The organism is Paenibacillus sacheonensis (genome assembly GCF_009909195.1).
GTDB lineage: Bacteria > Bacillota > Bacilli > Paenibacillales > Paenibacillaceae > Paenibacillus_Z > Paenibacillus_Z sacheonensis.
Map to the genome: position 1 here is coordinate 88,958 of NZ_JAAAMU010000017.1, position 26,994 is coordinate 115,951.

General features: G+C 55.0%; 27 protein-coding genes and 1 other RNA gene. 3 read left to right on the top strand and 25 right to left on the bottom strand.

Going from position 1 to position 26,994, the window contains the following annotated elements; all coding sequences use genetic code 11:
- The first annotated feature begins 105 nt into the window (after positions 1 to 105).
- Positions 106 to 684, top strand: coding sequence for a YhcN/YlaJ family sporulation lipoprotein (locus GT003_RS24945; protein ID WP_161703051.1), 579 nt, complete (start codon positions 106 to 108; stop codon positions 682 to 684).
- 107 nt (positions 685 to 791) lie between these two features.
- On the opposite strand, the gene GT003_RS24950 is transcribed toward GT003_RS24945, so the two are convergent.
- The 7 genes from GT003_RS24950 to GT003_RS24980 all read right to left on the bottom strand — a co-directional run bounded on the left by GT003_RS24950 (position 792) and on the right by GT003_RS24980 (position 6,229).
- The gene (locus tag GT003_RS24950) at positions 792 to 1,244 is read right to left on the bottom strand and encodes a pyridoxamine 5'-phosphate oxidase family protein (protein WP_161703053.1); all 453 of its coding nucleotides are present in this window, start codon (positions 1,242 to 1,244) and stop codon (positions 792 to 794) included.
- Between the two features lie 80 nt (positions 1,245 to 1,324).
- Positions 1,325 to 2,329 carry an LCP family protein gene (locus tag GT003_RS24955; protein ID WP_239565816.1) on the bottom strand — a complete coding sequence of 335 codons (1,005 nt, stop codon included), beginning with the start codon at positions 2,327 to 2,329 and terminating at the stop codon, positions 1,325 to 1,327.
- Positions 2,330 to 2,344: 15 nt separating this feature from the next.
- A complete protein-coding gene (locus tag GT003_RS24960; RefSeq protein ID WP_161703055.1) occupies positions 2,345 to 2,617 on the bottom strand; it encodes a hypothetical protein in 273 nt (90 codons plus the stop codon).
- Between the two features lie 5 nt (positions 2,618 to 2,622).
- On the bottom strand, positions 2,623 to 2,922 hold the full coding sequence (locus GT003_RS24965) for a YlaH-like family protein (protein WP_161703057.1): 300 nt from the start codon (positions 2,920 to 2,922) through the stop codon (positions 2,623 to 2,625).
- 137 nt (positions 2,923 to 3,059) lie between these two features.
- On the bottom strand, positions 3,060 to 4,901 hold the full coding sequence (gene typA / locus GT003_RS24970) for a translational GTPase TypA (RefSeq protein ID WP_161703059.1): 1,842 nt from the start codon (positions 4,899 to 4,901) through the stop codon (positions 3,060 to 3,062).
- Between the two features lie 78 nt (positions 4,902 to 4,979).
- A complete protein-coding gene (locus GT003_RS24975) occupies positions 4,980 to 5,462 on the bottom strand; it encodes a hypothetical protein (protein ID WP_161703062.1) in 483 nt (160 codons plus the stop codon).
- A gap of 107 nt (positions 5,463 to 5,569) precedes the next feature.
- Positions 5,570 to 6,229 (bottom strand): TerC family protein, encoded by a 660-nt coding sequence (locus GT003_RS24980; protein ID WP_161703064.1) that lies wholly within the window; start codon positions 6,227 to 6,229, stop codon positions 5,570 to 5,572.
- Positions 6,230 to 6,471: 242 nt separating this feature from the next.
- Between GT003_RS24980 and GT003_RS24985 the strand changes: the two genes are divergently transcribed.
- Complete coding sequence (locus GT003_RS24985; protein ID WP_161703066.1) at positions 6,472 to 7,173, top strand: TerC family protein; 702 nt, start codon at positions 6,472 to 6,474, stop codon at positions 7,171 to 7,173.
- A 191-nt stretch (positions 7,174 to 7,364) separates the two neighbouring features.
- Here the strand turns inward: GT003_RS24985 and GT003_RS24990 are convergent, their stop codons facing one another.
- The 8 genes from GT003_RS24990 to GT003_RS25025 all read right to left on the bottom strand — a co-directional run bounded on the left by GT003_RS24990 (position 7,365) and on the right by GT003_RS25025 (position 14,037).
- Entirely contained in the window at positions 7,365 to 8,861 is a 1,497-nt protein-coding gene (locus tag GT003_RS24990; protein WP_161703068.1) for an MDR family MFS transporter, read from the bottom strand.
- A 9-nt stretch (positions 8,862 to 8,870) separates the two neighbouring features.
- On the bottom strand, positions 8,871 to 9,146 hold the full coding sequence (locus tag GT003_RS24995; RefSeq protein ID WP_161703070.1) for a hypothetical protein: 276 nt from the start codon (positions 9,144 to 9,146) through the stop codon (positions 8,871 to 8,873).
- A 302-nt stretch (positions 9,147 to 9,448) separates the two neighbouring features.
- Positions 9,449 to 10,669 (bottom strand): tRNA uracil 4-sulfurtransferase ThiI, encoded by a 1,221-nt coding sequence (gene thiI / locus GT003_RS25000; protein WP_161703072.1) that lies wholly within the window; start codon positions 10,667 to 10,669, stop codon positions 9,449 to 9,451.
- A gap of 4 nt (positions 10,670 to 10,673) precedes the next feature.
- A complete protein-coding gene (locus GT003_RS25005) occupies positions 10,674 to 11,843 on the bottom strand; it encodes a cysteine desulfurase family protein (protein ID WP_161703074.1) in 1,170 nt (389 codons plus the stop codon).
- Positions 11,844 to 11,992: 149 nt separating this feature from the next.
- Positions 11,993 to 12,691 carry a lytic transglycosylase domain-containing protein gene (locus GT003_RS32915; RefSeq protein WP_161703077.1) on the bottom strand — a complete coding sequence of 233 codons (699 nt, stop codon included), beginning with the start codon at positions 12,689 to 12,691 and terminating at the stop codon, positions 11,993 to 11,995.
- Positions 12,692 to 12,847: 156 nt separating this feature from the next.
- A complete protein-coding gene (locus GT003_RS25015; RefSeq protein ID WP_161703079.1) occupies positions 12,848 to 13,264 on the bottom strand; it encodes a DUF4190 domain-containing protein in 417 nt (138 codons plus the stop codon).
- A gap of 6 nt (positions 13,265 to 13,270) precedes the next feature.
- A complete protein-coding gene (locus tag GT003_RS25020) occupies positions 13,271 to 13,483 on the bottom strand; it encodes a DUF1540 domain-containing protein (protein WP_161703081.1) in 213 nt (70 codons plus the stop codon).
- Between the two features lie 53 nt (positions 13,484 to 13,536).
- Positions 13,537 to 14,037 carry a YpuI family protein gene (locus GT003_RS25025; RefSeq protein WP_161703083.1) on the bottom strand — a complete coding sequence of 167 codons (501 nt, stop codon included), beginning with the start codon at positions 14,035 to 14,037 and terminating at the stop codon, positions 13,537 to 13,539.
- 201 nt (positions 14,038 to 14,238) lie between these two features.
- Here GT003_RS25025 and GT003_RS25030 point away from each other — a divergent pair, with 201 nt between their 5' ends.
- Entirely contained in the window at positions 14,239 to 16,167 is a 1,929-nt protein-coding gene (locus GT003_RS25030; protein WP_161703085.1) for a S8 family peptidase, read from the top strand.
- 118 nt (positions 16,168 to 16,285) lie between these two features.
- On the opposite strand, the gene rnpB is transcribed toward GT003_RS25030, so the two are convergent.
- From rnpB to glyQ, 10 genes are all read right to left on the bottom strand, one after another.
- An RNA gene (gene rnpB, locus GT003_RS25035) (RNase P RNA component class A) lies at positions 16,286 to 16,693 on the bottom strand.
- A 67-nt stretch (positions 16,694 to 16,760) separates the two neighbouring features.
- On the bottom strand, positions 16,761 to 17,882 hold the full coding sequence (locus tag GT003_RS25040) for a Nif3-like dinuclear metal center hexameric protein (RefSeq protein ID WP_161703087.1): 1,122 nt from the start codon (positions 17,880 to 17,882) through the stop codon (positions 16,761 to 16,763).
- On the bottom strand, positions 17,846 to 18,637 hold the full coding sequence (locus GT003_RS25045; RefSeq protein WP_161703089.1) for a tRNA (adenine(22)-N(1))-methyltransferase: 792 nt from the start codon (positions 18,635 to 18,637) through the stop codon (positions 17,846 to 17,848). The genes GT003_RS25040 and GT003_RS25045 overlap by 37 nt, the downstream gene beginning before the upstream one ends.
- Position 18,638: 1 nt before the next feature.
- The gene (locus tag GT003_RS32655; RefSeq protein WP_239565815.1) at positions 18,639 to 19,097 is read right to left on the bottom strand and encodes a hypothetical protein; all 459 of its coding nucleotides are present in this window, start codon (positions 19,095 to 19,097) and stop codon (positions 18,639 to 18,641) included.
- Between the two features lie 486 nt (positions 19,098 to 19,583).
- Entirely contained in the window at positions 19,584 to 20,708 is a 1,125-nt protein-coding gene (gene rpoD, locus GT003_RS25055; RefSeq protein WP_161703094.1) for an RNA polymerase sigma factor RpoD, read from the bottom strand.
- Positions 20,709 to 20,740: 32 nt separating this feature from the next.
- Entirely contained in the window at positions 20,741 to 22,585 is a 1,845-nt protein-coding gene (gene dnaG, locus GT003_RS25060) for a DNA primase (RefSeq protein ID WP_161703096.1), read from the bottom strand.
- A gap of 40 nt (positions 22,586 to 22,625) precedes the next feature.
- Positions 22,626 to 23,084 carry a YaiI/YqxD family protein gene (locus GT003_RS25065; protein WP_161703167.1) on the bottom strand — a complete coding sequence of 153 codons (459 nt, stop codon included), beginning with the start codon at positions 23,082 to 23,084 and terminating at the stop codon, positions 22,626 to 22,628.
- Between the two features lie 85 nt (positions 23,085 to 23,169).
- On the bottom strand, positions 23,170 to 23,988 hold the full coding sequence (locus tag GT003_RS25070; protein ID WP_161703098.1) for a pyruvate, water dikinase regulatory protein: 819 nt from the start codon (positions 23,986 to 23,988) through the stop codon (positions 23,170 to 23,172).
- Between the two features lie 40 nt (positions 23,989 to 24,028).
- A complete protein-coding gene (gene glyS / locus GT003_RS25075) occupies positions 24,029 to 26,110 on the bottom strand; it encodes a glycine--tRNA ligase subunit beta (RefSeq protein ID WP_161703100.1) in 2,082 nt (693 codons plus the stop codon).
- Complete coding sequence (gene glyQ, locus GT003_RS25080; RefSeq protein WP_161703102.1) at positions 26,103 to 26,990, bottom strand: glycine--tRNA ligase subunit alpha; 888 nt, start codon at positions 26,988 to 26,990, stop codon at positions 26,103 to 26,105. Before glyQ ends, glyS begins: the two co-directional genes overlap by 8 nt.
- Positions 26,991 to 26,994 lie beyond the last annotated feature (4 nt).

The window sequence follows — 26,994 nt, forward strand, 5'->3', positions numbered from 1 at the left end:
ATGGCTAGGTAGGATGCATACCCGAGCAGTAAGTGGAGCTTACGAGCGGATCTAACGACCAAGGCTTGAACAAAAGAGCAGACATTAGAAAGGTTAGGTGCGAATATGAGGAAATGGCTGGTGCCCGCTATGCTCCTTAGTTTGCTGGCAGCAGGATGCAACACTGTTGCCCGCAATGAGACATCACCCTCTCCGCAGAATGATAACCGCGTCCGTGCACAGCAGAGCTCCCCGCAGAAGACAACCATCAGCAGCCCGAAGCAGGTCGCCGCGCATTTGGAGGACTTGGCGCGGCATGTGCCAGGGGTGAAGGGCGCGCACTGCGTAGTCTTTAAAAATAAAGCTGTCGTCGGTATCGACGTGGCCGGCAATCTGGACCGATCCCGCGTCGGAACCGTCAAATACGCCGTTGCGGAAGCGTTCCATAAGGATCCCTATGGAGTCGACGCCATCGTTACCGCGGATATCGACCTCTCACACAGGCTCAGCGAACTTGGCGCCGATATTAGACGCGGCCGTCCTCTTGCCGGGCTAGGCGAAGAAATGGCGGACATCATCGGCCGAATCGTGCCGCAAATTCCGCGGGACGTGCAGCCCATGAAGATGGAACCAAAGTCCACGGAGCAAAAGAACCTCGATCGCCAGCTGCAGCAGGCCGGTTCGAAAAACCAGAAGAAGCTTTGAACGTGATGCCGCGACAAGTTGAGCGCTAATGCGATTACGACGTCGCTCGTGTTGCAGCCGAACAAGACAACATCGCCAATGAACAGAAAAAGCCTAGTGAACGCTCACTAGGCTTTTCTCATGGCTGCAAACACCTGTCCATCCAGTTTGTCCGCAGCTCTCTTGTCATAGGTTTTCTCATGGTCCGGTACAACGGACAAGCGCGCGCCGTAAAACATCGCATCGCGGATTGAAGCGATGTCAATGTCGAAGCAGACGAGCTTGAAGGGTACTTCTTCCAATGCTTCCGAAGCAAGCTTCGCTGTGCCGTAGATCGTTTGTACGGTTCCCGGCGCAAACAGCGTAACGCTTACTTCCGCTTTCGAAGTCATGTTCGTCGACAAGCGCGAGCGGCCGTCGATCGCGAATCTTAGCGTGGTACGGTCGACCGCATAAATCCACGAGATCGCGCTGGACGTTGGGGAGCCGTTGTCCGCATCGATGGTGTGCAGAAGAACGAACGGATCGTGATTCAGCGCGCCAAACAATTCGTCAGTGAGTACTGTGACGGGTTCGGTCATCCGCATGCCCTCCTTGCTTAACGTATCATGAATGCTCCGATGGACCCATTATAGCATAGCCGTGTCCCTTCTTCCACCCGTCATTCAGCCAGTTTTGCTTGCAGCGCATCCTTCGCAGCCTGCAGCTTCGCCTGGTCCAAATAAACGTAAGGGCTCTTCCACGTTCCTTCTAGCGGAATGAACGTAATGCCGCTGCCGCTGATCCCGTAATACGTTTTGAGCAGGTTCTCGACTTCGCCGGCCGGGATGTCCATCCGCAAATTGCTGCCGACCGCCTTGATGACGCCGGCAATCTTAGGCACGCCGGAGAACGATTTCAGCTTGTCCGCGATTTGGCCGAGCACTTGGCTTTCCCGCTGGTTGCGGTCGAAGTCGCTGGACATGTTCTTGCCGTCGTTGGACTTGCGGTAACGGACAAAATCGAGCGCGTCGTCGCCCATCAGCTTCTGACGACCTTTCGACAGATTGATATTGGTGCCGTCGGCGCTATCCACGTAATGCATGTCCATATCGACATCGACGGTTACGCCGCCGATCGCATCCACGACGTCGGAGAAGCCTTGGAAGTTGATCATCGCGGTGTAATCGATCGGAATGTCGAAAAACTTGCTAAACATCGTGCGCATGCCCTTCTTCGCCGCCTGCTCGGCTTCCTTGTCTTTCAAGCCGTCGTTGTGTTCCTGCCGGAGGAAGTTCGCGTAATACGCATTCGCCTTGCGGCTGTTGTAGCCGCTCACCTGTATGCGGGAATCGCGCGGTATGGAGACGACTACCGCAGACTTGGTCTTCGGATTCATCGCGACGATCATCATAACGTCCGTGTTTAAGGTTCCCGTCTTCTTGCGCGAGTCGATGCCGAGCATCATCAAGGCGACCGGCTTCACTTTCACGGAGTCTTCCGGCGCCACGACAACGGAAGGATCCGCATCCGTCGTGATATCCTTAAGCGCTTGTTTCGACTCGTATACCAAATAGCCAATGTAGCATGCAGCTCCGACGAGCACAAGGAGAAGAGCAGCCATAATGCGGCGCGGCCAATAGTTTTTTTTCTTCGGTCGTACTGCTTTGTCAGCCGTCCTTGTCATAGGGGTCCACCTTCGTCAGTTGTATTTCGGATTCTGGTTGATGTCGGTCAGCAGCTGTTCGGCTGCTTCTCTCGGATACAGCTGCAGCTTCGCGCGGTCATCCTTGACATACTTCACGTGAATCATCGTATCATCCGTCTTATGTACGAGCACGTCCGTTACGCCGTGGTCATCCGTCAAGATCTCGAGAAAGAAATCGCGGGTGTCGGCAGCGGCACGGTCATCGGGACGCTGCTCGGCAACGAGCTGAATTTGCAGCCAATTGAACAGGGCATCCTCGAGGCGCAATGGCGTCAGACCCCTTCCGCGTCAGATCTGCTGCTGCGTTTGGCTTTGATTTTGTCGTAGAGCTGTCTGCCTCGCAGCAGGAGCATCATGAATACGGCAACGGCCATACATTGGAGAATCGGCAGGCCGAAATCTTGTAGAATGAACAAAACGAACGCGCCGATCACCATGATCAGATGAACGAGAATTTCCTTCAGAATCGGCAGGCGCTTCGAAGCGCGGAAAACCGCATTGAAAATATAAATAATGAACGCGAGGATAAGGATGTACGTCAAAAGCGGATGTTGCGAAAGCCAGTGCTGCACGTGCGTTCTCCTCCTTTTCTATTCTATATGTAGCATATTGAAGCGCTTGACGCAAACGGCAGGGCAACAGATCTCCCTGGGGAAATCCGCTGCCCTGCCTCCGTCAAAGCTGTTGGCGATACTAAGCTTGCCTTAAATTATACGCCTGCTTGGGCGGTCTTGCGTTGTTTCTCCGCGCGTTCGCGTTCGCTCTTGTTCAAGAGCTTCTTGCGCAGGCGGATCGATTTCGGCGTTACTTCGCAATATTCGTCGTCGTTCAAGTATTCAAGCGCCTGCTCCAAGGAGAACAGAACTGGCGTTTTCAGACGGACCGTGTCGTCTTTACCAGCGGAACGAACGTTCGTCAGCGCTTTTTCTTTGCAAATGTTGACGATGATGTCGCTGTCGCGGTTGTGCTCGCCCACGATCATGCCTTCGTAGACGTCCGTTGCCGGTTCCAGGAACAACAAGCCGCGGTCTTCCACGCCGAGCATGCCGTAGAATGTCGTTACGCCGGTCTCGCTGGAAATCAGCACGCCTTGGTGACGTCCGCCGACGGAGGATCCTGCAAGCGGCCCGTAGTTGTCGAACGCGTGGTTCATGATGCCGTAACCGCGCGTAAGCGTCAGGAAGTTCGTGCGGTAGCCGATCAGGCCGCGCGCGGGAATGATGAACTCGATACGAACTTGACCGCTGCCGTTGTTGACCATGTTGACCATTTCGGCTTTACGCGAACCCAGGCTCTCCATGACTGCACCCATGTTTTCTTCAGGTACGTCGATGAGCAGGCGCTCGTACGGCTCGCACTTCACGCCGTCGATTTCTTTCACGATAACTTCCGGCTTGGATACTTGCATCTCGAAGCCTTCGCGGCGCATGTTCTCGATCAGAATGCCGAGGTGAAGCTCGCCGCGGCCGGATACGATGAAGGCATCCGGGCTGTCGGTTTCTTCGACGCGCAGCGCAACGTCCGTTTCCAGTTCCTTGAACAAACGCTCGCGAAGCTTGCGGGACGTTACCCATTTGCCTTCGCGGCCCGCGAACGGGCTGTTGTTGACGAGGAACGTCATTTGCAGCGTCGGCTCGTCGATCTTCAGAACCGGCAGCGCCTCCGGATTAGCCGGATCGGCGATCGTCTCGCCGATGTTGATCTCGCGGATACCCGCGATCGCCACGATGTCGCCGGCGCCGGCTTCTTCAACCTCCACGCGCTTCAGGCCTTGGAAGCCGAAAAGCTTCTCGATCCGCGCCTGCTTCGTTACGCCATCGCGGTTGATGACCGCAATGGATTGACCTTGGCGGATCTTGCCGCGATTCACGCGTCCTACCGCGATACGGCCGAGGTATTCGTTATAATCAAGCAGCGTGACGAGGAACTGCAGCGGCTCTTCGATGCTTTCCGTCGGGGACGGAATGTGTTCGATGATCGTCTCGTACAACGCCTGCATGTTCTCGTCTTGCGTCTCGACGTTCATGCTTGCCGTACCCATAAGCGCGGAAGCGTAAACGACCGGGAATTCCAGCTGTTCGTCATTGGCGCCCAGCTCGATGAACAGATCCAGTACTTCGTCGACGACTTGCTCCGGACTTGCGTTCGGACGGTCGATTTTGTTCAATACGACGATCGGCGTCAATTGGCTCTCCAGCGCTTTGCGAAGCACGAACTTCGTTTGCGGCATGCAGCCCTCGAAGGCATCGACGACAAGCAGTACGCCGTCGACCATTTTCATGATCCGTTCTACTTCTCCGCCGAAGTCGGCATGTCCAGGAGTATCCACGATGTTAATGAGATAGTCCTTATAATTTACCGCCGTGTTCTTGGCCAAGATGGTAATGCCGCGTTCGCGTTCCAGGTCATTGGAATCCATTGCGCGTTCTTGAACGGTTTCGTTATCGCGGAACGTACCGGATTGTTGAAGCAGTTTATCGACCAGCGTTGTTTTACCATGGTCAACGTGCGCGATGATGGCGATATTTCTGATGTTCTCTCTAGCTTGCATTGTAAGTTATCCACTCCACTTTTTATTTATAGTCTGTTTAACACCAAGCTTCTAAAACCGTGCCAATCCATTGCAACCTTACCAGCGGGCTCTCCGTCCCAGCACAAGCCATGCACCCGCCGCGATCAGCAAGACAGCTATGATGTATAACCCCCAGCCCCATACCAGCATGATCAGGAACAGGCATACCGCCGCAAGCGCCAATACGATGGCAAGCGTTAGCGGGAATCTCGGACGGTACGTGTCGAAAAGATGATATTCGTACAATCCGGCTGCGACGCTTAAAATCATAAACGGCCAAAGGTACTGCATGTGGTTCCAGCCGAGTGCCATGCAAAAGAAAAAAATAAAGGCGTTAATCGTCAAAATCGCTCCAGGGACCAATACGTACGGAGGCAGCAATCGTCCGAAAAACAGCACGTGCAGCAAAATGCCGGGTATCAACAGAAAAAGCGGCCAGAAGTTTGTGCCGATAAACGCAAACAGCCCCAATTTCCCGAGTAAAATCACAGCGCCGGCGATTAAAAAGAGAAGTCCGACGGTGTATTGATTTTTCGACATGCCTAAGTTCCTTTCTCTCGACACTTTTTTAACATTTACTAGTGTAATGGAACGGAAGGCAAAAAACCAGTGAAAGTACTGCAAATTACTGAAAATAATAGGTTATTTCATTTTTTGATGCGCAAGAGCGCCACAATTATGACCAATGGAATGAATAAGACGGGCATCGCCTTGATCATTACGGCCGCATTCTCGGCCAGCAGCCGGTGGATCGCCGGGTCATGGACGAGCATCTCTCCGGATGCATAGCCAAGCAGGCCGCCTCCGATATAGACCAAGGAAGGGAATTTCCGAAGCATATTGCTGAGGAGCTGGCTGCCCCATACGATCATCGGGATGCTGAGCAGGATGCCAAGCAGGATAAGAACGGGCTCCCCCTGCGCAACGGCGGCGATGGCAAGCACATTGTCGAGGCTCATGATAAAATCCGCGATGACGATCGTGCGGACCGCTCCCGCGAGCGAGGTTACTTTGCGCATGGCGTGAAATTCCTGGGCATGGTCAGAAGCGTCCATGATGAGCTTGACGGCGATCCAGAATAACAGGATGCTTCCGCCGGCTTGGAGATACGGAACCTGAAGCAGCGACAGGGCGACTAGCGTAAGAACGCAGCGCAGCCCAACGGCGGCGACTGCCCCCCATAAAACCGCCTTGCGCCGCTGTGCAGGCGGCAGCTGCTGGCTTGCGAGCGCTATGACAACGGCATTATCACCGCTTAAGAGCACATTGATAACCATAATTTGAATAAATACGATCAAGCTGTCCAATTTGTCCGCCTCCTGCGAAGAAACGGCTGTAGCCCGTCCCATTGAAGGACGAAGCAGGTTTCTTCCGTTTTGAAAATACATCGGGGAGGCTGTTGCAAACTCCGATTCGAGTAAAGAAAGCTCCCGTCTATGAACGGTATGTTCCAAATGGACAGCTTATGTTTGCGATTTTTTTGAATCCTTTCCCCGCTAGGCTCGTATGAGGAGATAGCTATCGCAAGCAGAAAGGGTGTTGAAACAAAATGGACTTTTTCTCACTGGAATTTCTCACGGCACTCCTGACGATCGTCTTCATCGATTTGATCCTAGCCGGAGACAACGCCATCGTCATCGGGCTCGCGGCCAGAAAGCTGCCGAAAGAGCAGCAGAAAAAAGCGGTCATCTGGGGGACGGTCGGGGCCGTCGCCATCCGAGCCGTCGCGACCGTACTGGTCGTCTACCTGCTGAAGGTGCCTTGGCTGATGGTGGTCGGCGGCGTCCTGCTGCTGTGGATTGCGTATAAATTGCTGGTCGATTCGGACGAGCATGACGATGTCCAAGCCGGCAATTCGCTTTGGCAGTCCGTTCGGACCATCATCATCGCCGACGCGGCCATGGGGATCGACAACGTCATCGCCGTCGCCGGCGCCGGACATGGCAATATTCTCCTCGTCGTCCTTGGACTCGTCATCAGCATTCCCATCGTCGTATGGGGCAGTACCTTATTCATCAAGGTCATATCGAGCTATCCCTGGATCGTTTATATCGGTTCCGCGGTTATCGCATATACCGCTGCGAAGATGATCACGCACGAGAAACGGCTGGAGGAACTGTTCGACGCAAGTCCCGCATTCGAGTGGTCGTTCATGATTCTGGTCGTGATCGCCGTCATTGCTTTCGGTTTGCGCAAGAACTTAAGACGCGGCAGATCGGTTCGCGTTGAAAACAGCCGCGAGACGCATTAAGAAACGAATGAATGGAAATGGTCCGCGAATCAAAAAAACGACATTTATAACAAAACAAAAGATCGCCTATCCCGTTTGCGGAAGGCGATCTTTTTTCATGCAATATTTCTTGAGAACATGGCTAACGCGGCTTAGATCCCATTCTTCCCATTTCGTTAGATTAACGTTAGATTACCCCCATGAGACTATGGTTAGTGCCCCATCATCATGGCCGGATCCGGCGCTTCCCCGCCTGCCAATTTATCTTCCTCTTTCAAACGAGGCTTGCGAAGAATCAAGGAAAGCAGCACGCCGACGGTCGCGATGCAGGCGGATAAGAAGAACGTATCGCCATAGCCGGCAACGACCGCCATCAGCGGATTCGCGCCTTCTTCCGCAGTGGAAGCATGCGATGTGATCTGAGAGGTCAGATAACCCGTGAGACCGGCAACGGCGAACGACACGACGACCTGCTGCGCTGCCGTCGTAAGCGGCGTTACGCGGCTTACCAGCCGCCTTGGAGCCGAATTCAGAACATGCGTGTTCAGCGGCATCATGGAGAAGCCCATGCCGAGGCCCATCATGCAGAGGGAGACGATAATCAGCCATAAGCTGGTGTCGACGGTAACGCCCGACAGAATGAACAAGGCTGCGGAAACGACGGCAAGACCGGCGAACGCAAGCGGCCGAGCGCCGATTTTATCGAACAGCCGTCCGCTGATCGGCATGCCGATGCCCGCGAAAATCGCCTGCGGCATGAGAATCCACCCCGTATCGAGCGCCGAATAGCCTTTGACGCCCTGAAGATAGAGCGGCACGATCAGCATGGCGCCGAACAACGCGAGCTGCACGATCCAAGTCAAAATAATGCTGCGCGTAAAGTCGGACGATCTGAACACCTTGAGCTCCAGCAGCGGCTGCTTCTGGCCCAGCTCGACGAAGATGAAAATGATTAAAGCGGCGCCGCCCACGATAAGGCCGGTAAGCGTCGATGCCGAGGTCCAGCTCGTACCGCCTTCGCTTACTCCGTATGCCAGCATCGCGAAAGCGATCGGCGCCAAGCACATCCCGATGACGTCGAGATGAGGCGCCGTTTGACGGTCGGACCTAGGCAGGTATTTGATGCCGAGAAAAAATGCGATGATGCCGATAGGCAAGTTGATGATGAAAATCCAATGCCAGCTGACGGAATCGACCAGCCACCCGGAGAGAACCGGGCCGAAAGCCGGAGCCATGAGCATCGGAATGCCGAGCACGCCCATGATGGAGCCGCGGCGCTCAGGCGGCGCAAGCTTGAATACCAACGCCATTCCGATCGGGGAAACCATGCCTCCGCCCAAACCTTGAAGAACGCGGAAGATGATCAGCTGCTCCGGCGTTTGCGCTACTCCGCACAGAACGGACCCGAGGGTAAAAAACGTAATGGTGATTAAGAAAATTTGTTTGGAGCCGAATTTATCCGTCAGCCAGCCGGCGAGCGGAATGACGGCGGACAAAGCCAGCGTATAGCCAGTAACCGTCCATTGGATGGTTTTCAGATCGGTATCGAAATATTCGACAAGTTTCGGAATGGCATTATTGACGACCGTGCTGTCCAAGATGACCATGATCATGCCTACGATAATGGCCATCAGCGGCGGCAGAATCGCTTTCATCGAGAAGTTGTCGCCGCCGTTTGCGGGTACTTGCGCTGGGGGTCGAGCGGACATAGGTATGCCTCAGCTTTCTGCTCTTCGAGCTGCGTATTTGTAAAAATAATGATCAAGGAAGAAGTCGATTTGTTCCTCGACGGATGCGCTGATCAGCTGCTCTTCTGCGTCCATCGATTTGTGCTTCTGTGCGAAAGTGCCCTTAACGATGGGCGACAGAATCGCCGCGAACATTTGCTGCATGATGAGCATCGTCGTTTGCCTGTCGGATGGCCCGACTATCTCCGTCAGCACGGCGCTCAGCTTCTCGAATCCCTGACGCGGCATATTCCGTCTGCGATTCAAAGAAATGCTCTTGGCCGAGCAGGCGCTTGATCAGCTCGGGATGCCCCTGAAGCGAGTTCGGTAAGCGAGCATGAATGTCTCCAGCTGCGCAAGCGGAGGCGATTCAGTATCGTCGAATGCAGAGAAGGCTGCCCGAAAAGAAGTAAGCTGCAGCTTGAGCGTTTCCCTGATTAGCTTTTCCTTCGAGCCGAAATAATAATTGACGAGCGCTGCGTTTCGTCCGGATATGCAAAAAAAAGAAGCTGCCAGCAATACATCCCTGAACGGGTGATTTGCGGGCAGCTCCTTTTATTTCCAGCGTCTTAAAACCAATCGTCTTGGCCTGCCGATTCTACGGCCGATTGAATCTCCGGGGTAATATTCATCGTTTCCACGGTCGCAACCGCCTGGCGAATCATTTCCTGCAAATTGAGGATGCCCGCTTCGGCATTCTCGACGATGTTCAAGTTCGGATTGGTCGTCGGATTCTTCGGCACGAATAACGTGCAGCAGTCCTCGTACGGCAGGATCGACGTCTCGAACGTTCCGATCTGCCGGGCGATGCGAATGATCTCATTCTTGTCCATCGTAACAAGCGGCCGAAGGAGCGGCAGCACCGTCGTACGCCCGATGACATTCATGCTGCCGAGCGTTTGGCTGGCGACTTGCCCGAGACTGTCTCCCGTCACGAGACCATGCGCTTCCCGCTGCTCCGCAAGCTGCTCCGCGATTCGAAGCATGGATCGGCGCATCAGCGTGATGATGAGCGAATTATGGTTGCATTGGGCGATGGCGGTTTGGATATCGGTAAACGAAACGAGATGCAGCTTGATCGAGCTGCCCGTGAAATGCGCCAGCCTGCGGACTAGATCGATGACCTTCTCGGTCGCCTTCTCGCTCGTGAACGGATAGCTGTGATAATGGACCGCTTCCAGCTCCAAGCCTTGCCTCATCGCGAGATAACCGGCAACCGGGCTGTCTATGCCGCCGGACAGCAGCAGCATCGCCTTGCCGTTCGTGCCGTACGGATAGCCGCCTGCGCCCGGTACGACGCTGCTGAAGACATACGTGCCTTCCGGCTGGATCTCGACGCGGAGCTCGACCTCCGGTTCCCGAACGTTGACCTTAAGACCCGGCAGCTCGCGGAGCACATGTCCGCCGACGAGGTGATTCATTTCTTGGGAATCATGGGGAAAACCTTTATCGACGCGGCGAACGGATACTTTGAACGTCTCCGGCTGCTTCGGCAGCGCCTGCATGACAGCCAATGCCGCGCCGCTGATCGCCTCCAGCTCGCTTGTTGTTCGAAGGATGGGACTGAACGACGCGATACCGAATATCGACTTCAGCTTCACGGCCATCTCCTCGTAAGGCTCGCCGTTTAACGTAATATATATTCTGCCGTATGCCCTGACGATCTCGGCGCGCGCGTATCCCGCCACCGCTTTCCTCACTTGCTCCGTGATTCGTTTGTCGAACTTATCCCGGTTCTTGCCTTTCACTGTGAATTCGCCGAATCGAAGCAAAATCATATCCGGATTCATGTTGTTATCCCTCTTTTCGTTCCAGCGGTTTTAATTTGTGCACGACTTTACGGAGCATGCCGCAAAGCCATTCAAGCTCGGCCTCTCCATGCTCGTCCCCGAAGCTGATGCGGATCCCGCTTGCCGCTCTGTCCCTCGGCAAGCCCATCGCGAGCAGCACCCGGCTGGGCTCGTCGCTTTTCGACGAGCAAGCGGATTTGGTGGATGCCAATATCTGATGTTTCTCCAGCATATGAACGATAACCTCGGGCTTCATGCCGGGGTACGAGAAGTTCACGATATTAGGGGCGGCTTGTCCGCCCGCCGCGACGTCGGGACTGCCGTTCAATACGAGCTCGGGGATCGCGGAGATACAGGCCAGCAGCCGCTCCCTCAGCGCGTACATGCGGTCCGCCCTCTCCGCCTGGCTCTCGACGGCGAGCCGAAACGCCTTGGCCGCCGCCACGATCGCCGGCACATTCTCCGTGCCCGGACGGAGATTCCGTTCCTGGCCGCCGCCCCGATACACGGGCGCTAACTGAAGTCCCGAACGAACATAGAGCAATCCGGCGCCTCTCGGTCCGCCAACCTTGTGAGCGGATGCCGAGAAGAGATCGATTCGGCACTCTTCGAGATCGACCTTCACTTTACCGATGCTCTGTACGCCATCCACATGAAATAGTACGTTGCCGCGTTCCTTCAATCTGCGGCCGATTTCCCCGACGGGCTGAATCGTTCCGGTCTCGTTGTTGACGTGCATGATGCTTACGAGCGCGGTCTGCGCTGTCAATGCTTCTTCCACGTCATCGGCGGATACGGATCCCGCTTCGTTGGCCGGCAAATACGTCACCGTCCAGCCTTCCCGTTCCAAGCTTTTGCATGTATCGTACACGGAAGGATGCTCGATGGCAGAGGTAATCAGGTGTTTGCCTCTACGGCCCAGACTGCGCGCCGCGCCTGCAATCGCCATATTATTACTCTCCGTGCCTCCCGAAGTGAACAACCAATCGGCTGCCGCGGTACCGGGAAATAGACCTGCAATGACCAGCCTGGCCCGTTCCAGCAAATTTCTCGCCTCTTGCCCGCTGCGATGCAGCGAGGAGGGATTCGCATAATGCTTCGCCATGATTTCGGCCATCGTACGGATGACTTCTTCTTGCGGCGGCGAGGATGCGCAATGATCGAAGTAGTGCATGTTCAAAGATTCCTTTCAAAAACGTGTTTCCTACTAGTATCGCATATAAAAGAAAAAGATCAACGAAAGAAGGCTTCCGAGGCATTCTCATGCCCGATAAGCTTTCCCCGCGATCTAACGTTTACCGAAAATATGTAAATAACCCCGTTTTAAGCCGAATAACCCGACTTCGCGTTCAATACCTTCGTGACGTAACGCTGCGTTTCATCGGGCAGACGGCTCATCAGCGACCGGAAATCGCTGTCCGTCTGAATGCCCGCACGGTCTACTCTGCCGGGACCGGCATTGTAGGCCGCCAAGGCCGCCTCTTCGTTGCCGCCGTATTTGCGCATCAGATAAGAGAGAAACTTCGTGCCGCCTTCGATATTTTGCTGCGGATCGAATGAATTGGCAACGCCGAGGCCGCGAGCGGTTCCGTCCATGAGCTGCATCAGGCCCTTGGCGCCGGAAGAGGATTGCGCGTTCGGATCATAGCCCGATTCCGTGTGGATAACCGCCTTGATCAAAGTCGGATCAATGCCGTATTTCGCCGCCGCTTGATCGATCCAAGCCTCGTAGCCGGCCGAATCGCCGCTGTTCGAATCCGGCTGCGCATTCATGCTGCTCAGCATCGGCATGAGAGAATTCAGGCCGTTCGTTGGCATCATATTCGCATATGCAGAGCGTTCATCCGTTGTTGAAACGCCGCCTGTACCGCCGGCCATGTATTGTTGGAGCAGCGTATCGAACATCGAGGAGCCGTCCGCCCCCGTTGTCGTGGACAAGACGTTTTCGTTACCGTTCAAGTCCAGGCTCGGCAGCATTTGAAGCTGCAGCAGCGATTTCATAATCCGCGGATCAATGCTCATGTCGTAAGTTACCCCCACTGTCTTCTGCTTTATTCGACAAAGATTAACACTATTTTACATCGAACCGCGATTTTACGCCAATGAGCCGTTAGTCCCATGCGCGATGAAGAATAGTAAAAAAAGCCAGCCAGGGAGGAATCCCCAGCCGGCTCGTGCTTAGGTTATTGCATAATAGAAAGGTACAAGGACCAAATAAGCGAGCACGGCGATCATGCCCAGCGTAATCGAAGTTATGCCAAGGCCGCGCGCTCCTTGCCAATAGGCGATGAAGCCGACGACAACCGCGGTCGCGCCCAGCACCACCGGCCAAACAATCCAAGATAAGACTGCCAATATAAGTGCTGCCCAGCCTGTAGCCACGCCAGCCGATTTGGTTTCCCGGACGGCCCGATTCGTAAGCCTGGTCGTCGTGCGGTCCGGATAATAATCGTGCATCGAGGCATGCGGTACGGCGATTTCCGCCGCCGCTTCCTCGTTGTACGCCCGCATATCGGGATGGTACAACGGGCCTGTCGCCGTGTCGTCGTGCGGACTATGCTCGAACCTTTCGTGACCATGGTTTTCGCGATCCATGCGGCTTCACTCCTTTGGTTTAAAGGTTTGACAGCAAGTGGATGCACTGTTATCGGCCTTGTCTTGATGGTCGTGCCCGAAATGTTCTTCGGCGAACTCGGAATCGAAATCGACGTTGGCATGACGGTCGATGTCGACCATAATTTTGTCGGCGCCGCACTGATTACCTTCGCCCCAGAAAGAACAGTTCGCAACGCTGCAGCTTACGCCATTCGGCATAAAAATCACCCCCGGTATCAAGTTGCCCGTACCGGGGGTGAGTTATGTCTGCCTTATTTTTGTCCTTGCATGCGGCGCTGCGTCATGTAGTCGCTTTCGTAATACGAAAGGTCGTCGCGCAGCTCCTCGAATACTTTGGAAACGGACAATACGATGTCGCGTCCCGTACGAACCGGCTTCTTGCGGAAACGGATGGCGTCTTGTCCCGTGTAAGCATAACGGCCGTCTTCGGAATAACATTCGTTCTTCGGATAGAAAAATGCATTTACACATTGGTGGTAGACTTCGTAAAGCGCGCGTTCCGCGAAATCCGTATCGAAGTTAGGCCGCCTCAGCGCGACGCCCAGCTTCTCGTACGCGACTTCGGAAAAAACCAGCATATGGCGGAGATCAGACAGCAATCCTTTATAGAAAAGCTCCGATTCGTTTCCTTGGTCCTCTGCAGTGAGCTGCGGAAGAGCATTTTCGTTCAGAAACGATTCCAGTTGGCTGATGGCTAGCTTTAATTTTTCCCTTGTTGATTCGCTAATCGCTTTTACGTTAGTCGAAGGCATGATTGGTAGATCCCCTTTCATCATCGCGAACAATACTTAAATCATCAACATCGTACCACAAAAATGAAACAGATGGTACTGCCGTTTCAACCACCTGACCGTATATTTTCTCCCGGCGGACGTTACCCTAAGGTCTAACGGCGAAGCGCGAAACGGACTGTCATCGCGCTTGCAGGCCTCAATCAGGGAGGAAACTACGATATGACTCGACGTAAATGGATCGGCTGGTTCGCGGCGCTTGCCGCGATCGCTTTGTTGATACCGCTCACCCCATGGTTCAGCGGCCGCGCACCGGGCGAGACGACTAAGAATAACAAGCAAATGAGCACCATGACGGCGCATCAAGAACGCCAGATGAAGCTGGCCGCCGTGAAATCGGACATGGATGCAACCGCCCTGCTCTGCACGACGGAATGCGCGCGCAATTTTGAGAAGCTTATTCGGCACGAGGCGGCAGCGCCGATGAACAAACAGCATCTGCAGCATATGATGAAGATGCACAAGCAGATGGTATTTGTATGGTGGCATCATCAAGGCGGCAGCATCACGCAAGGGGCCAAGCCATCCTCGGGCGAACTGGATGCGCTGATCGGCCAAGCGAAGAAACAGGTAATGGCCGGGACCGACTTCACCTCCCCTCCGCTGCAAGCGAACGGCCATCGTTACATGGTCATCGGCCAGGCGGACAAGCAGCATAAGGGCGATGGGATCGTCGGCGTTCTTCTCCAGGATATCGTCATGAAGGTTCAGGATCACCAGCGCCGCAATCTTCGTCTCGTTCCGTATCCGGCGGAGGGCAAATACAAGATCGAGTCCGTCAGTCCGAATTCCACGACCGACATTACGGTCAACGACGGCGAGCAGAACGGGAACGCCAGCCACTACCATCTCAACGAGGTCGTCGTCAGGTTCAAGGTACAGCCGTCCGCTGGCGAGATGGCCGGCATCCAGCGGGATATTCATGCCATTTCGACGAGAAAGCTTGGTTATACGTACGTGTTCCGCTCGCGCGTCATGGAAGCCGACGATATGATGCGGTATTTCCAACGCAGCCGCAATGTCGTTTATGCGGAACCTCATTATTTGTATATGACCAATGATGCTCGAACCGGCAGCGAAGCCGAAGCAGGCGATGGACACGAATCCGTTACCGGCACTGCCGGTGCGAATTCCGATGCGGATACCGATATGGACATCACGCCGAACGATGCGCTCTACTCCCGGTACCAATGGAATCTTCCGATCATCGAGGCGGAGAAAGGCTGGAACCTTTCCAAGGGCAGCGACCAAGTGCTGATCGGCGTGCTGGATACGGGCGTGCAGGCCGACCATCCGGATCTGATCGGCAAGCTTGATAAAGGCACCAATTTGGTCGATGAAACAAGCCCTCCGGATGACGACGTCGGACACGGGACGCATGTATCCGGCATCATCGCGGCTTCCGTCAATAACGGCGAAGGCGTGGCCGGTCTGACTTGGTACAACAAAATCGTTCCGATCAAAGTGCTGGATTCGAGCGGAGCGGGCTCCACGTATTCCGTCGCGGAAGGCATCATCTGGGCGACGGACCATGGCATCAAGGTCATCAACATGAGTCTTGGCAATTATGCCGAAGCCCAGTTTCTGCACGATGCGATCAAATACGCTTATGACAGGGACGTCGTGCTGGTCGCGGCCAGCGGCAACGACAATACGGAACGCCCGGGCTATCCGGCGGCTTATCCCGAGGTCTTGGCCGTAGGATCGACCAATGCGGACAGCACCCGGTCGCCGTTCTCCAACTACGGCGATTACATCGACGTAGCGGCACCGGGGATGAGCATCGCGAGCACGTATCCCGGCAGCCAGTATGCCGCGCTCTCCGGCACCTCAATGGCCAGTCCGCATGTTGCGGCATTGGCAGGGCTGATCCGCTCCATCAATCCGGACCTCAAGAATACGGAAGTCATGGATATTATCCGCGAATCAGCGCAGGACCTCGGCAGCAAAGGCAAAGACAACTATTTCGGTTATGGACAAATCGATATCGACAAGGCGCTGCTCGCCGCCCGTCAATCGAAGGTTTCGCTGCAGCAGTTTCCGAAGCAGGTCGAGCGTCGCTTGGCGCAAATCGAACGGAAATACAGTTAAAGTCTTGACGTTCTTGCTCGTTTTTACTTTCACTTGCTCCTGAGATGCAATCCGGTCGCTGATGACGACAATGACGAAATAACCCGCAAGGCATAAGCCTTGCGGGTTATTTGAGCATATGGAAAGCTTGCCGTAAGCCGGGTTCTGTACTTCGCGTGGTATAACGGGAACTACCCTTCCACTTGTGAAGCGACAATCATCTATCTAGGCCTGCCATTGCTGACCGGCTCCAGCGACACACCCGAACGCTCCCCGGGCAAGGGTGCAGCGCGAGGCTGCTGCGTTCTCTCGGTCTTGCTCCAGATGGGGTTTACCAGCACCGTTGTCACCAACGGTCCTCGTGGTCTCTTACACCACGGTTCCACCCTTGCCTGTGCCGCGCGCGAAGCGCAGCCATCGGCGGTCCATTTCTGTGGCACTATCCTTCGGCTCGCGCCGACTGGACGTTATCCAGCATCTCTGCCCTGCGGAGCCCGGACTTTCCTCTCGCGGCATCTAGGCCGCCAGCGATTGTCTGTCAAACTTTCCGTGTAGTCAACAGTATACTAAGAAAAGAGACAAAGCTCAAGCCGGAAAGATTCCCTCCGTTTCCTCTACAGGAATCGGAACGGCTCCGTATTGATCTGCGACGGAACCGCTTCCGTCGCGCAGCTGCGTTTCTGCAGCTCTTGACGCAGCCAATCCGCAAGCCGCGGCTTCATCAGCTTCTCGATGTTATGGCCGGGATCGATAATCGCCAAACCGGCTGCCAGCGCGTCATGCGCCGTATGATAGTCGATATCGCCCGTCACGAGCACGTCGGCGCCTGCAAAGGACGCATGGCGTATATATCTGGAGCCGGCGCCGCCGAGCACGGCTATCTTGCGTACGGGACGCTCAGGATCCCCGACAAGCCTAAGGGCGGGCACGTCGAAGGCCGACTTGGCCCTTGCCGCGAGCTCGCCTAGCGTGACAGGCTCCGGCAGCTTTCCTACCCGGCCAAGGCCGAATACGCGTCCTTTCAGCTCGACAGGATAGAGGTCGTATGCCACTTCCTCGTACGGATGGGCTTTCAGCATCGCCTGAACGACCTTCCGGTGCGCGCTGTGCGGCACGATGGTTTCTACCCGCACCTCGCGAACGCGCTCCAGACGGCCGGTTTTGCCTATGAACGGCTTGGCGTCTTCGCCCGGTTTGAACGTACCGATGCCTTCAATGTTGAAGCTGCAGTGGCTGTAGCCGCCGATTTGACCCGCTCCTGCGTTCAAGACCGACTGCAGCACCTGTTCATGATGCGTTTCCGGGACGAATACGACCAGCTTGTACAGCTTATCCGTATGCACGTCCTCCAGCGATGAACGTCCATCTGCCGGAATGCCCAGCATATCGGCCATCCAATCATTGATGCCGCCGTCCGCGACGTCCAGGTTGGTGTGCGCGATATACACCGCGATATCGTTCTTGATCAGCTTCTCGTACAGCTTGCCGGCAGGCGTTGACGTATCCAGCTTGGCCAGCGGCCGGTAGATGATGGCATGATGCGCAACGATCAGCTCCGCCCCGATAGCGATCGCTTCGTCCACGACCTCCGGCGTAACATCGAGTGCCACCAGCACCTTCGTGATTTCCTTTTGAAGCGTGCCCAGCTGCAGACCGATTTTGTCGTTCTCCATGGCAATATGTTTCGGAGCCAGCTGCTCTAGCAGTTGGACGACGGTTTGACCATTTGCAAACATGACAGCACCTCCTCGATCGCGTTGATCTCGCCGCGCAGCAGCGCCTCTTTCTCGCGGGACTCGGGCAGCTCGGATTGTCCCATCTGTTTGCAGATCCGCTCCAGCTTCCCGATCTCATGCCGCCATTTGTTCGGCAGCAGCTCCGCGCGCTGCCGCAGCAAATACGGTCCCATACGATAAAGCCATTCCTGCTTCAGACCGGGTTCCATAGCAGCCGGCAAGAACGAAGGATCGTACAGACGCTCGTTTGTGACGTCGGCGGGACTATCCGCCGCGCGAAGCGCATGAAGCACTTCGTACTGCTTCCCGTCCTCTTCGAGCAGCGTCTCGCCTTGAAGGACATAGCCATGCTTCGACAGCCATTTGCGCACGATCTCTTCGCCTACGTTCGGCTGAAGCACCAGTTCCTTGACGCCTTCGAGCTTACCCGCCAGCCGTCCCGTCTCGAGTATGTCTGCCATCAAGGCTCCGCCCATTCCGGCAATCGTGACCGTGTCCGCCTCGCCAGGGGCAAGAACGCCTAAACCATTTCCTTGTCTAGCTTCGATGACCTTGGTTAGCCCTGCCTCGGCAATCTGTTTTCTAGCCGCCTGATAGGGACCGTAATTCAATTCTCCGGCGATCGCCGAAGGACACTTGCCGGACTGAAGCAGATAGACCGGCAGCAGCGCATGGTCGGAACCGATATCCGCCGTGCGCGCGCCGGCCGTTACGCAGTCCGCAATCGTTTGTAATCGTTTTGACAGCTTTATCATTTCAAGCAACCCACGCAATCCATTGTTTTCGGAGCGAGAAGAGCAAGATGCCTCCCGCTATTATTTTGATGATAAGCTCCACTTGCAATTCAGCCGCGCCGCCGCGGAACATGGCCGTGTAGAGCTCGGGCATAAACCAGGCTGCGGCGCCGGCAATAAACAAAATCGACGCGGACGATTTGGTCCACCGCTGAACGAACCAGCTCGACCAGCCGAATACGAACGAGAGCGGCAGCCAATACAACTGAATTTCGTACCACTCCGGATCAACCGTATTGTTAGACAACAGCCAGGCATACACAAGGAAGAACGCCAGCCAGCCGCATAAATGAAGCAGCGGAATTCTTGCGCCTATCCCGAAGGCTACCCAGACGAGCGCACAAAACGACAACAGCCCCGCTTTCCAGCCCCATTCATTCCAATCGTGCAGCTCTAGAATATACAATCCTGCGCCAAGCATAAGCAGCATACCTGCCCCGATCAGAACTAGTCCCACGGACTCATTTTTTGAACGGTACCTATGACCTAGAAGCAAGAGCAGATATACGCCCGTAATCGACACGGCCATTTGCAATAGCGGATGAAAAACGTTAAAATAAAGAACAACAAAACAAATCAAGGAAAATATTCCAAATGTAAGGAGCCATTGTTTGGCCGAAGCTCCTTTCACCACAATCGCTGCTCTCCCTGCAAATGTCGCTGGCCCTCGGGTCTCCCCTTCCTCCAGATACAGGTTCAGCAGGAAGTCGCAATATTGCCCGGGCAGCAGTTTCGATCGCTCCCAATGCTCGATTTCTTTAATAATCGTCTTTCGGCGCTCCTGATCCATGACAGCCTGTTGTCCCTTTCTATGCGCAGGATAGTGAGTTGCTGTAAGAAATACCGGCGGTAAGGCATCGAACTTCCAAAAAAGACCTTGCTGCTTGCGCAGTAAGGTCCCGGATTGTTATTCAAGAAAATCTTTCAATCGCTTGCTGCGGGACGGGTGACGAAGCTTGCGAAGTGCCTTTGCTTCGATTTGCCGAATCCGTTCGCGGGTGACGCCGAACACTTTGCCGACTTCCTCCAAGGTGCGCGTACGGCCGTCATCGAGTCCGAAACGCAGTCGCAGCACGTTTTCTTCACGCTCGGTGAGCGTATCAAGCACGTCCTCCAGCTGTTCCTTCAAGAGCTCGTAAGCCGCGGCATCCGCCGGAGCGAGTGCTTCCTGATCCTCGATAAAGTCGCCCAGATGCGAATCGTCTTCTTCCCCGATCGGCGTTTCCAGCGAAACCGGCTCCTGCGCGATCTTCATGATTTCCCGAACCTTCTCGGTACTCAGATCCATCTCGGCGGCAATTTCTTCCGGGCTCGGCTCGCGGCCCAGCTCCTGCAGCAATTGACGGGAGACCCGAACGAGCTTGTTGATCGTCTCGACCATATGGACCGGAATCCGAATCGTACGCGCTTGGTCCGCGATCGCACGGGTGATCGCTTGTCTGATCCACCATGTTGCGTACGTACTGAATTTGTAGCCCTTCGTATGGTCGAACTTCTCGACGGCTTTGATCAAGCCCATGTTGCCTTCTTGAATCAAGTCCAAGAACAGCATACCGCGACCCACGTAGCGCTTCGCGATACTTACGACGAGCCGTAGGTTGGCTTCGGCCAGCCGGCGTTTGGCTTCTTCGTCGCCATTCTCGATCCGCTTCGCCAATTCCACTTCGTCGTCTGCCGACAACAACGGTACGCGGCCGATTTCCTTCAAGTACATCCGCACCGGATCGTTTATTTTAATGCCTGGCGGGAGTGCCAAGTCGTCGTCGAAGTTGAAGTCGTCTTGTTCGCGTTCTTGATCATCCCTGTTGCCAATCGGAAGATCGTCGTTCTCGTTCACCACTTCAATTCCGATATCGTCAAGCTGTTCGAAGAACTCATCGATTTGTTCCGGATCCTGATCGAACGGCGAAAGCTTCTCCATGATTTCTTTGTAAGTTAAGGAGGATCTTTTCTTCCCGTGTTCAATCAGCTGTTCTTTGACGAGCTCCAGCCTTTGTTCAGTATCCAATTCAGTATGTTGATCATTCGCCATATTCCGACTCCCTCCTCCCTAGAACGATCATCCTACCGACCTTTCAGTTGTCTCTCTAGGGCTATAATCTCACTTGCAATTTGTGCCGCTTTCAGCATGTCGCCTGAGCGCTCCGCCCGCACCATGGCTTCTTTTTTCTGTTCGATCTCTCGAAGCTTAGGCACTTTCACGATTTCACTCACGTAGTCGTCGAGCAATTGCTCGTCGAAAGGCATGTCATCGTCCATCATAAGAATGGAGGCGGCCGCCCGTTCAAGACGATCATCCTGAAGCGACGCTACAAACCGGCTAACATCCGGATCATGGCCTTGCGCATAATAAGCGTATAAGTAAGCAGCAAGCGCTGCGTGATCCTCCACATGAAAAGCTTCTCCAAGCTTCCGATGCACCGTGTTCGCAACGTCCGCGCTTTGCAGCATTTGCGCAAGCAGCTTGCGCTCTGCTACCTGATAAGCGGGCAATACGGGCGGTGCAGAGGATGAACGACGGTTTTCACGGTTTTCATTCCTACCATTATTCCACGAATTGTCGTTATTATCCCTTTGCGGTTTCATTTTTTGAAGCTGCTGGCGCTGCGCAAAACAGTCCTGCTTCAGCGAATCCAAGGACATATCGAACTCCCGGGACAGCTCTTTCAAATAAAATTCCCGCTCTGTCGGTGAATCCAGCACGGCAATAATGCGCACGGCTTCAAGCAAGTAATTTTTCTGTCCCTCTTCTTCTAGGAGTATATGGTTTTTCTTTGCATATAGTAATTTAAATTTTGTTGCGGAAACCGGATGTTCGATAATGTCCCGCATGAACGCATGCGCGCCGTTCTGTTCGATAAATTCGTCCGGATCCATGCCTTTGGGCAGCATGGCAACTTGTACGCGCAGCCCTGCTTTCTCCAAAATCGGTATCGTCTTGAGCGCGGCGGCTTGTCCCGCGTTATCGCCGTCGTAACACAGCACCGCATCGTCCGCATTGCGCTGCAACACCGCCGCATGCTCCTCGGTCAATGACGTTCCCATGGAGGCGACGCCATTCGTCACTCCGGAGCTCCAAGCCTTGATGACATCCATATAGCCTTCAAATAACACAACGCGCCTGCTCTTGCGGAGCGCCGCCCTTGCGTGATGAAAGTTATATAAATTCCGACTTTTGTTAAACAGCATCGTTTCCGGTGAATTCAAATATTTCGGTTGTCCTTCGCCGAGCATCCTGCCGGCAAATGCAATCATTTTGCCGTCGCGGTTCCATATCGGGAACATGACCCTGTCCCTAAATCGATCGATATACCCGCTCTTGTCCTGCTTCCCGATCAACAGCCCGCCTTTCTCCATCAGGGCGTTATCGAACTCCCGCTTCTCCAGGAAGCGCGCGAGCGTGTCCCATTCCGGAGGTGCATAGCCGATCTGGAATTGATCGATCTGCTTGTCCGTAACGCCCCGATCCCGCAAATACTTCAGCGCCGGCTGTCCATGCGTCGTGTTCATAAGCAGATAATGATACAGTTTGGCTGCCAGTTCATGAGCTTGAATCAGCTTGTCCCGGTCTCCGTTTCCTTCGTTCGAAGGACCATCGCCCGGACCGGTCCACGCAATCGGAATGCCGGCTTCTTCCGCTAGAACGCGCACGGCCTCGGGAAACGAATATTCCTCGATTTCCTCGATGAACTTGATGGCGTTGCCGCCTTTGCCGCATCCGTAACAGTAGAAAATCCCTTTCTCCGGCGTGACGGTAAATGACGGCGTCTTCTCGGAATGAAACGGGCACAATCCCTTCATGTATTTCCCTTGTTTCGACAGGTGAACGTACTTTCCTACCGTTTCGACGATATCGTGATGCTTCAGCACCGCTTCAATGACGGAATCCGGTATTTTCCCGTAAGCCATAACCTTCACCTTCATCCTAAATGACAAGTAATACTATTCGCTACGGTTCAGCATTTTCCTGCCGAGAGACCAAAACTTTTGTCAGCTTTTGCTGAAAGCGAACCCGATCCTCGTTCGTCAGCGCTTTGGGTCCTTTCGTTCTACCGCCTCCCCGGCGCCGCTTCGCCAGTTCATGCCTCCGCTCCATCAGATAATCGATGTTGCTGTCATCGTATTCCTGACCTCGCTGAGAAAGCGCAATCGCTCCTTTGGCAATCACGATCGTCGCAAGTCCGAAATCCTGCGTGACGACGATATCCCCGCGCCGAATATGGTTCGCGATATACAGATCGACCGATTGATCGCTGCGGTCTACCTGCATGATCGCTACGCCTTCCTCCGCGTGAAGCCGATGATCATGTGAAGCTACCATAAGAACCGGCACAGCATGCGCCCGAGCAATTTCGACAATTTCCCGCTTTACCGGACAAGCATCGGCATCGACTACGATCGTTGGCATTGCCGTCAATTTTGCACCACCGCATCTCCGTGTAACTTCCGTACTATTATATACGGCAAATAACCAAAAAATCCTGCCGCTAATCTCAAACGGATTCGATGTGCTCCAGAATGAGGCTCGCCGTCTCTTCGACTGCTTTATGGGAGACATCAATGACGAGACATCCGAGCCGATCCATGATGGATGACGCGTACTGGAGCTCGAACTCGATCCGTTCCGCCTTCGCGTAAGATGCGCTGTCCGGCAGGCCGAGCGCCTTCAGCCGTTCCTTCCGAATGCCGTTCAGGTACCGGACGTCGATCGTCAGCCCAACGACTTTCTCCTTCGGAATCTGAAACAATTCGGGCGGCGGCCCGACCTCGGGGATCAAAGGCACGTTAGCGACTTTGAACTGCTTATGCGCCAAATACATCGACAGCGGCGTCTTGGAGGTACGCGATACGCCAACCAGCACGATGTCGGCTTTCAAAATCCCGGTCGTGTCGCGCATATCGTCGTACTTGACGGCAAATTCCACGGCTTCGACCTTGCGGAAATAATTTTCGTCCAGCACATGATTGAGACCCGGCTCTTGACGGGCTTTGCGGTCCGTCTTGAGCTCCAGGCTCTTGATGAGCGAACCGAGCAGATCGATCGCCGTTACGCCATGCTTGTCCGCGAACTCGATCATGCGCTCGCGCATGCCGGGAAGCACGAGCGTATACAGCATGATCGCGTCATGCTCCTTCGCCAGACGCACGAAACGTTCGAGGGAAGCCTCGTCATGGACGAACGGCGCCCGGCGGATATCGGTATGGATAGGATGAAATTGGGCCACCGCTGCCCTGACCACCAGCTCGCCGGTATCGCCGGCGGAATCGGAAACGACATAAATGATCACTTCAGGCTGCGCATCTGCCGCCATTTCAATCCCCTCCTAATCCTTATCAAAACGATGCTGGCGATTACCACACCAGCTTGGAGAAATCCGCGATCCGATTCACGCTTCCCGCAATCGAAGCCAGCGTCGCCAGCCGGTTCTTACGTACCGCTTCGTCCTCCGCCATAACCATGACGCGGTCGAAATACGCATTGATCGGCGCCTTCAGACCCGCCAGCTCGGAGATGGCCGCAGCCGCGTCGCCTTGCTCGACCCGTTCATTCACGCGATCGCTTACTGATTGCCACGCACGATACAGGACGCCCTCGGAGTCGTCCGCGAACAATTGCGGATTCACCTCATTAGACGCTGCTTTGGCGGCAAGGTTGCACACCCTGCCGAGCGCGTCCACGACGGTCTTGAACTCTTCGCGGCGGTCGCCTGCGGCCGCTGCCGTAACTGCCGCGGCCCGATCGACCGTTTGACGCAAGTCGTTGTATCCGACAGCCATTACCGCATCGACGACATCGTAACGGATGCTTTGCTCTGCAAGTACGTTTTTCACCCGAAGCCCGAAGAACTCATAGAGATCTTTACGTACTTCGTCAACATTCCGTTTCAATCCGCGAGCGGAGTGAACGTCGAGTGCCAAATCGAACAATGTGTGCAGTGGCAGCTTCATGCCATGTGCGAGCACGATTTGCACGATACCGGCAGCCTGGCGGCGAAGCGCGTAGGGATCCTGCGAACCGGTAGGAATAATGCCGATGGAAAAGCAGCCGACGATCGTGTCGATTTTATCCGCCAAGCTGACGATTGCGCCTACGATGGAAGCCGGAGCGCGGTCGCCGGCGAATCGAGGCTGGTAATGCTCGTTAATCGCTTTCGCGACCGTTTCCCGTTCGCCTGCTTTACGCGCGTAATCTTCGCCCATGATGCCTTGGAGCTCCGGGAACTCGTAGACCATCTGCGTAACGAGATCGAATTTGCAAATCGCGGCCGAGCGCGCTGCATCTTCGGAAGCCTGCTTATCCAAACCAAGCGCTGCCGTCAATTTGCCGGTGGTAGCCACGATGCGGCGAACTTTGTCCGCGACCGTGCCGAGCTCCTCATGATAGACGATCGAATCCAGCTTTGCCAGCGCATCGTTAATAGCCAGCTTCTGGTCCTCGGCGTAGAAGAACTTCGCATCGGACAGACGCGCCCGCAGCACTTTCTCGTTGCCTTTCGCCACATTCTCGATCGACGTCCGGTCGCCGTTGCGCACCGTGACGAAGAATGGTAGCAGCTTGCCGCTTCCGTCCAGTACGGGGAAGTAGCGCTGATGCTCGCGCATCGAAGTGATGAGCACTTCCTGCGGAATGTTCAGGAACGATTCGTCGAATGTGCCGAACAGGGCATTCGGATATTCGACGAGGAACACGACTTCTTCGAGCAAATCTTCCTTGATCGCGATATGCCAGTTCTTCTCTGCGGACAAAGCGTTGATTTGACCGACGATCAGCGATTCCCGCTCTGCCACGTCGACGATAACATGCTGCTCTTTCAAGCGGGACACGTAGTCAGCCGGTGCAGGAATATCCGTCTCCGCGCCTAGGAAACGGTGTCCGCGCGACGTTCTGCCGCTTTGGACGGCCGTGATTTCCATCGGCACGATCTCTTCGCCGAATAACGCGACCAGCCATTTGATCGGACGGACGAAGCGCAGGTCGTAATTTCCCCAGCGCATATTCTTCGGGAAGGACATCGAGGTGATAAGCGTCGTCAGGCCTTCTGGCAGCACGTCGGCCGTAACGGTCCCGATGCTGCTTTTGTTCGCATAGATATATTCGACGCCGCCGACTTCCTTGAAGAAGAAGTCGCTCGGCTCGACGCCTTGGCTGCGGGCAAAACCGAGAGCAGCTTTGCTCCACTCGCCCTGCTCGTTCTGCGCGATTTTACGGGACGGGCCTTTTACTTCCTCGTTGACATCGGCTTGTTTCTCTTCGACACCGCGAACCAGGATTGCGATGCGGCGCGGCGTACCGTACGCTTCGATCTCGCCATGCGCGATGCGGCTCGTCTCCAGCCATTTGGCAGCCTTCTCTTTCAATTGGTTCATCGCTCCGCGCACGAAACGGGCCGGCACTTCTTCCAATCCGATCTCCAGCAATAGATCCTTAGCCATTGGCGTTCGCTCCTTTCTTCAGCAATGGGAATCCGAGGCGCTCGCGCTCCTCCAAATACGTAGCCGCGCATGCCCGCGCAAGATTGCGCACGCGCATGATATAACCGGTTCGTTCCGTTACGCTGATCGCGCCGCGCGCATCCAGCAGGTTGAACGTATGCGAGCATTTGAGCACGTAATCGTAAGCCGGGAAAACGAGCTTATGCTCCATCGTCTTCTTCGCTTCCTCTTCGTACATATTGAACAGCGAGAAGAGCATCGCCGCATCGGACGTCTCGAACGTGTATTTGGAATGCTCGAATTCCGGCTGCAAGAAGACGTCGCCATAGGTTACGCCGTCCACCCACTCCAGATCGAACACGTTTTCTTTCTCTTGAATATAGGAAGCCAGCCGCTCCATGCCGTATGTAATCTCGACCGCGACCGGATTGGCGTCGATACCGCCGACTTGCTGGAAGTACGTGAACTGCGTAATTTCCATGCCGTTCAGCCACACTTCCCAGCCCAGGCCCCAGGCGCCAAGCGTCGGCGATTCCCAGTTATCTTCGACGAAACGGATATCATGATGAAGCGGGTCGATCCCGAGACGCTTCAAGCTCTCCAGGTACAATTCCTGGATGTTGTCCGGCGACGGCTTCAAGATGACTTGGAATTGATGATGCTGGTACAGACGGTTCGGGTTCTCCCCGTAACGGCCGTCCGCGGGACGCCGCGATGGCTCTACATAAGCGACATTCCAAGGCTCGGGTCCGATGGAACGCAGGAAGGTCATCGGATTCATCGTGCCGGCGCCCTTCTCCGTATCGTACGGCTGAACAAGAATGCAATTTTGTTCCGCCCAAAACTGCTGCAGCGTCAAAATCATGTTTTGAAAATTCATGTTC